General features: G+C 40.5%; 8 protein-coding genes. 1 reads left to right on the top strand and 7 read right to left on the bottom strand.

The window, feature by feature from the left end:
- Positions 1–30: 30 nt before the first annotated feature.
- The 4 genes from FW758_RS23965 to FW758_RS23950 all read right to left on the bottom strand — a co-directional run bounded on the left by FW758_RS23965 (position 31) and on the right by FW758_RS23950 (position 2,293).
- Positions 31–753, bottom strand: a complete 723-nt coding sequence (locus tag FW758_RS23965) for a hypothetical protein (protein ID WP_446446755.1) — start codon at positions 751–753, stop codon at positions 31–33.
- A gap of 166 nt (positions 754–919) precedes the next feature.
- On the bottom strand, positions 920–1,246 hold the full coding sequence (locus tag FW758_RS23960) for a hypothetical protein (RefSeq protein ID WP_446446754.1): 327 nt from the start codon (positions 1,244–1,246) through the stop codon (positions 920–922).
- 5 nt (positions 1,247–1,251) lie between these two features.
- Positions 1,252–1,875, bottom strand: a complete 624-nt coding sequence (locus tag FW758_RS23955) for a hypothetical protein (protein ID WP_446446753.1) — start codon at positions 1,873–1,875, stop codon at positions 1,252–1,254.
- A gap of 184 nt (positions 1,876–2,059) precedes the next feature.
- On the bottom strand, positions 2,060–2,293 hold the full coding sequence (locus FW758_RS23950) for a helix-turn-helix domain-containing protein (RefSeq protein ID WP_427613324.1): 234 nt from the start codon (positions 2,291–2,293) through the stop codon (positions 2,060–2,062).
- Positions 2,294–2,411: 118 nt separating this feature from the next.
- Here FW758_RS23950 and FW758_RS23945 point away from each other — a divergent pair, with 118 nt between their 5' ends.
- A complete protein-coding gene (locus FW758_RS23945; RefSeq protein ID WP_259578911.1) occupies positions 2,412–3,071 on the top strand; it encodes a LexA family protein in 660 nt (219 codons plus the stop codon).
- 699 nt (positions 3,072–3,770) lie between these two features.
- Here FW758_RS23945 and FW758_RS23940 read toward each other — a convergent pair.
- From FW758_RS23940 to FW758_RS23930, 3 genes are all read right to left on the bottom strand, one after another.
- Positions 3,771–4,922, bottom strand: coding sequence for a hypothetical protein (locus FW758_RS23940; protein WP_446446752.1), 1,152 nt, complete (start codon positions 4,920–4,922; stop codon positions 3,771–3,773).
- Entirely contained in the window at positions 4,915–5,376 is a 462-nt protein-coding gene (locus FW758_RS23935) for a hypothetical protein (protein WP_446446751.1), read from the bottom strand. Before FW758_RS23935 ends, FW758_RS23940 begins: the two co-directional genes overlap by 8 nt.
- Positions 5,363–5,841: hypothetical protein (locus FW758_RS23930; protein WP_446446750.1), on the bottom strand; the 479-nt coding region annotated here is incomplete at its 5' end. The genes FW758_RS23930 and FW758_RS23935, both read right to left, overlap by 14 nt.

Genomic DNA, 5,841 nt, shown 5'->3' with positions numbered 1-5,841 from the left:
AGCGGGCTTTCTTATGTCTACTGCAACGGGTCAACTGCAATGCGCCCCGTTGCCCTCCGCTCGCTCGCCTTCACTGCCAAGCAAGTAAACCTTGTGCGCCAAGTTACTGCGCAACTGGCTAAAAAAATCTCGCCGTTTAATGTGCACGTTACGGCTTGTCACGATGGCATTCACATTAGCTGCACTCATATCAGCCGCGCCTACATCCGCTGCCAATAGCGCAATAGAACGTTCCGCGCGTTGTTCTTCCATCAACAAATAATTCATAATCCAATCAATGCTCACCGTCGGCAGCAGCAACTGCTTGCCACTGCCCAACAACGCCTTATCCACGATGTCGGTCGCGATAACCGCCCAACGCTCGGGGCGACTATGCTGCAATTCATCGCAGTTCCTTAACACCTCAACCATTCGGCCCACCTGCGTTCGTCTAAACAACTCCGCCGTGGTATGCCCATGAAAACAGGCAATGTCTTTGCCCATGTTCACACCACTTAACGCTGCCCGTTCAGTGGTCCCCGCGTTACGCTCAGCCACATTAGGCTCAGTGCTATTAGGCATGTTCGACTTAGATTTAAGCGCCATCGCCTTAAGCATTAACTGCCTTGCCTGCATCATGAGTAACGTCACTTGCGCGGTTTCCATTTCGGTAAGCGCGGTTACGGCGGGCCCATCATCACTGCTAACTTGCCCATGCACCGAACACGCGGCGCCGCCCTCCAAACAACAAATTAAACATTCAGGATCAAACATCGTTTATCCTCCTCACTTCATGATCTTAGGTATCAAGCCCGCATCGGTCGCCAAACTGTGGCGGGCAATTTGATAACGGCACTTTTTACGCGCCCAGTTATCACTTAACTGATTTGTGAACATGTCATTCACTCCTTCTTTCATTCCAACAAGTCGTTTCAACAAGTCATTTCAACAACTGCCACTTATGCCCATTGGCACACACGGCGCGTTTTGAGCCCGACTTGGTTTGCTTTAAAGCCAAACCGCACTGGTCACACGGCACATCAGCCACCCGCTTAAGCATCACCGCATTAATCTGTGCGCTGTGATTAGCACGTTTAGGCCGATACCCTAACGCCCGCGCCACTTTTACATACTCTTTCGCAATCCATTTGCCATCGGGTTCTAAATGCAAACCGTCGCCGATCATGTCGCCCAAGCGGATCAACTGCTGATGCAGCTCGGTCTTAGCACTGGCGATAACATTGATGTTCAGGTTCGATTGCGGCATCACTGTCACTTCTCGGCCGCGTATTGCGCCGCCTTACCGCCATGACTCGCTAAATACGGGTACGCCAACTCTAACGCCGCCATGCTGGCTTGCGTGGTTGCCGCCGACTCTTTTAACTCGCGGTGCGCCGCCACTAACTGCTCGTGCTTGGGCTCACAGCCCAAATGGATCACCGCCACTTGCGCCTCGGCGTTCTCTTTGGTGAGCGATGCCGCCATATCAGCCACATGCAACACATGGCCGTCATTCATGCGATCAGCAATGACCGTCACCCCAGTGCAACCAAACACATCGTTGAGATACTGCACTCGCAAATGCTCGGGCAATGCCGCCACCAGTGCTTGCTCAACATGAAACAAGCGATCCGCCTGTGGATGCTGGCCCTCGTACTGACCAAGCCAGCGGAACAGCTTTTGGGCATTGATCCGCGCATCGTTGTGCACGTCTTGCGTGCTCGCAAAGCTAATGCCCTCCGCCGCTAACACCTCGCTTAGCCCAAGACGCTCAACCGCCGCAACAAAATCTATCGCCAGCGCAAAGCGCGTCATCTTGGGTAACTCCAACACCCGATGAATCGTTTTCATCAACAAATTCAAACGGCTATCTTTTTTACGTGAATTGGTTTTCATGCTAATAAGCCTCTCTCTGTTAACTTACTGTTATTGAAGATTTGAAATTAATTAGACCGATGTTCTCTACTTAGCAACTGAATCTCAGTTCGCGTACTAATGCATGTAAGTCGCTTATTGCGAGCCGTAACAGTCGATACTTCAATGTGCCCACTGGCATCGGGTTAGCAATCCGACTTTGAAATTAGGCAACGCTATCATCTGGTGATATATCCAATGGATTTGGAAATACATCGGCAAATGAACATCGGGCACCAAGACGGTTAAGTGCGTTTACAATTTTCCAGCATTGATTGAAGTCAGGAGTTCTTCGCCCTGTTTCATAGTGATAGAAGGTTGACACATCCGTACCGATGATTTGAGAAAGAGCTTTAACGGAAATTCCGGCTCTCTCTCTGATGTTTCGAATCTGTTGCATGCTCACCTCAAAATTGACACTTTATGCAAATGTACATTATGTATATTAAGCAAGCAACAAGAATGTACATTTTGTTCGTTGATAGTATTTGTACATAATGTACATTTTGGGGATGAAAATGAATTGGACTGATCTGGTTAAAGCCAGAATTAAAGAAATTGGGATGACCCAAGAAAAGCTCGCAGAGTTGATAGAAGTAACTCCGGGAGGAATGGGCCATTGGTTGAATAAACGCCGTGAACCTTCATTAAGCCAAATAGCAAAAATTCTAAAAGCTGTCAGTCTTGACTCACTTTTACTCCATTCTGATGGGACTTTAGAATATCCTGATGAAGCGATTTCAAACGTGGTACACACGAAATCACCTATTGCATACCAGAAAAAATTTCCCGTTATTAGTTATGTGCAGGCTGGAGCTTGGACTGAGGCTTTAGAACTATGCATGTCGTCTAGCACAGACGAATGGTATGAAACAACAGAGCGAACGAGTGATCGATGTTTTTGGTTACGTGTACAAGGAGATTCTATGACGTCTCCCGCTGGAACAAGTTTTCCAGAAGGGACGCTTGTCTTAGTGGATACAGAGAAAGATTTCCAAAATGGGTCTTTTGTGGTTGCAAAGTTAACTGATGTAAATGAAGCAACGTTTAAAAAATTGGTGATCGATGCAGGTCAGAAATTCCTAAGGCCACTTAATTCTGCATACCCGACGATGCCAATCAATGGAGACTGTAGAATCATTGGTGTTGTTGTAGATGCTAAAATTAAGATTACTTAGACATTTACTGTTCATGGAAAACGGACACTTTTTTATTGAGGCTTTTAACGTTAATTAGGAACACACTTTCCATTGACGGTGTGTTCCATATCTAGGTTGTAATATTTAATGTAAGACACCTCACCAGATTTCATTTAGTCTCGCGTTGGCTGTCTGTTCTGTAGCCAAGGTAAGAATATGAGCGTACGTATTTTAAACTCAATGATCAATTAACAACCCAAAAAATCTTACTCGAATCTATTATGAATGTTAATGACGTGATAATTTGAAAATTATCAGAGAGCAAGCGTCATTTTTTGATAATAAGTTTGATCACTTTCAAACTCACTTTTAGACAAAACCTTGTTAGAGAATTCACTCTTCTTATCTTAGTCTGATTCGGATTAGCTATTCCATTAGTAACGTCTCTGTTGACTGCAAACTAATCAACTCTCGATATTACTAGTCGGAATGGGCATAACAGGGACATAAATCAGTTCTCAAGAGATTTGATTCATCTGATGGAAAAAACCGCCCCAGAACAGCCGCGAACGGAATATAGGACGGGTTTTGAGGTGCGTCAGTCATAGAGTGACGCACCTCATTAATGGACATCCTAGGGTACAGCAAAGCGATACTAAAGCTAAAAAAAATTCAACATTTCCTATGCTAAACATGTAGTTAAATTCAAATCAGAGACCGATTTCAGTACATGTATTTTTATAACACAAGTAACACGAACAGTAATAACATTAAAATAAACAAAACAAATGGTATATGTTTCGTATAAAGCATTATTTCAATATTTTCACGAAATTTAGAAAAATCTCTCTCATCAAACTTTTCATTTCCATTGCCACAGATTACAGGAACCCAAAATTTATCAATAAAATCATCTTCCCTATTAAAAAAATCATGCCCTCCATTATAAAAACGATTTATAACTCGTGCACCTTCAAAACCACTCCTTCCTGCCATACCCATGTCAACGCAAGCATAATGACTAAGAAGTAAAACGTTATCGTTATATCCACACTCATTAAAAATATCTTTAATAGAAAATCTTCTAATCAAATTATTAAAACAATAATTTGATTTCATAACAGAACTAACTAAAAAAAGTTTAGATATGTGTAAATCACAGCTTACAGGCAGATTTTCAAGAGCTTTAACTACAGCATAAGTTCCGAAACTATGGGCGAAAACTGTTAATGTTGAATCAGGGTACTGCTCTGATAATATTTCAATTTCAGACGCTAATTTTTTTATAACCACTTTCCTATATTTAGGAAATAACAATTGAAATGCTGAAAAATAGTTATATTTATATTTTTTAAATACAAAGTTATACTGATGATTGCATACAGACTTTTCAAGCTTTTCTTGCCAGTGGCCCAGAGTTCTAATTCCGTGGACAGATAAGATTACATCCCCCCCTGAAACTCTAGCTTTTGAAGTATTTGAAGATAAATCCCAAGCAATTTTATTTTTCAAAACCGTTTTCCAATCGCTTAATTGAAAGTCATGTAGAGAAAAACAAAGGCTTTCAAAATTAGAATTTTGTTCTTTTTTTAAATTTTCAAAAGATGTCAACCCTATAATTTGTTTTGGGAGGTTATATTTACTAGGATTCGATTTCAACTTATTCAATAATGAAATACCACCATTTTCCACTGGCCTTCCATTCTTAGTCATTGGTAGATTCAAATCGAGAATAATAATAGAGTACACTCTAACCTTCAAAAGGTTGGTCGCCTCATTCACAGATATTACATGTTCGACATCGTTTTCACCAATTTTTAACCTCAACAACTCTTCTTTTATCGCACTAAATTTTACTAAGTCATCTTCAACTATTAAGTATTTACTCATCAACAAACTCATTTATTATTTTAATCAATTCCTCTTCCCAACTCTTGCTTTGTGTATTGTAGTACACACACCCAGCAAAAATATCCGGAAAGTCTTTTTTAAGATCAACGCCCAACTTATCGATGCTCACCGCGTCACTATGGCGACCGAAAATATCGAATTGAGTAACTACAATTACAGGTATGAAAGTTTTTCGATATTGCATTTTTGTCATAATATCCCTTCCTGCCAAAGCTTTTAGAGCTGGTTTTTCTCCCAGTTTAGGATCAAAATTTGGCATAGACATATCAAGAATTACGATATCGAATTCATTTTTCTTAATTTTTTTTGCAGTACCCGCATATGATACAGAATACTCAAAGGAAGCATCAGCATAGCGACTCTGTATAATTTCAACTATATCACTTGCCTTATCAGCTTGATCTTCTGCAATAAGGAATTTAATACTTTTCATCAAGAACCTCTCTTTCATCCATGCGTATTACAACACTGAATTCTTGACCGTTTAGATCTATCTGAATATTATTCTCTGACTTAATATCATTGGTAATAACTTTTTTAATCTTAAACAGCCCACTTCCTGACTCTTTATTTGCATCATCAATATAAGTTAAGTTTATTTTAGTATTAATAAATTCAATATTATCAAGACTAACCCTAAGGTCGTTTGGATTAACTTTATTGATAACTTTTAAATTAAGATAATTATAGTTCTTTTCTGCGCAAATACAAATATTGACAAGTTCTTCATTTTCCGAGTGAACAACTGCATTATCCATCAATATTAGGAATATCATTACAAATTTTCTGAAGTGTTCACCTTTTATGAATCGCTTGTTCAGATCTTGGAAATCAACATAGAGCGTTCTGTTAGGATGAAGCCCAAGAATCATTTCTTTTGCTGCATCTACAGAAGAAC

This window comes from Shewanella sp. 1180_01 (genome assembly GCF_052850535.1).
This window is presented reverse-complemented; position numbering and strand designations above follow the sequence as displayed.

Bases quoted from the DNA above. Each gene is read 5' to 3' on its own strand.
- FW758_RS23965 (WP_446446755.1), bottom strand. From the start codon at position 753: ATGTTTGATCCTGAATGTTTAATTTGTTGTTTGGAGGGCGGCGCCGCG.
- FW758_RS23940 (WP_446446752.1), bottom strand. From the start codon at position 4,922: ATGAGTAAATACTTAATAGTTGAAGATGACTTAGTAAAATTTAGTGCG.
- FW758_RS23960 (WP_446446754.1), bottom strand. From the start codon at position 1,246: ATGCCGCAATCGAACCTGAACATCAATGTTATCGCCAGTGCTAAGACC.
- FW758_RS23935 (WP_446446751.1), bottom strand. From the start codon at position 5,376: ATGAAAAGTATTAAATTCCTTATTGCAGAAGATCAAGCTGATAAGGCA.
- FW758_RS23950 (WP_427613324.1), bottom strand. From the start codon at position 2,293: ATGCAACAGATTCGAAACATCAGAGAGAGAGCCGGAATTTCCGTTAAA.
- FW758_RS23955 (WP_446446753.1), bottom strand. From the start codon at position 1,875: ATGAAAACCAATTCACGTAAAAAAGATAGCCGTTTGAATTTGTTGATG.
- FW758_RS23945 (WP_259578911.1), top strand. From the start codon at position 2,412: ATGAATTGGACTGATCTGGTTAAAGCCAGAATTAAAGAAATTGGGATG.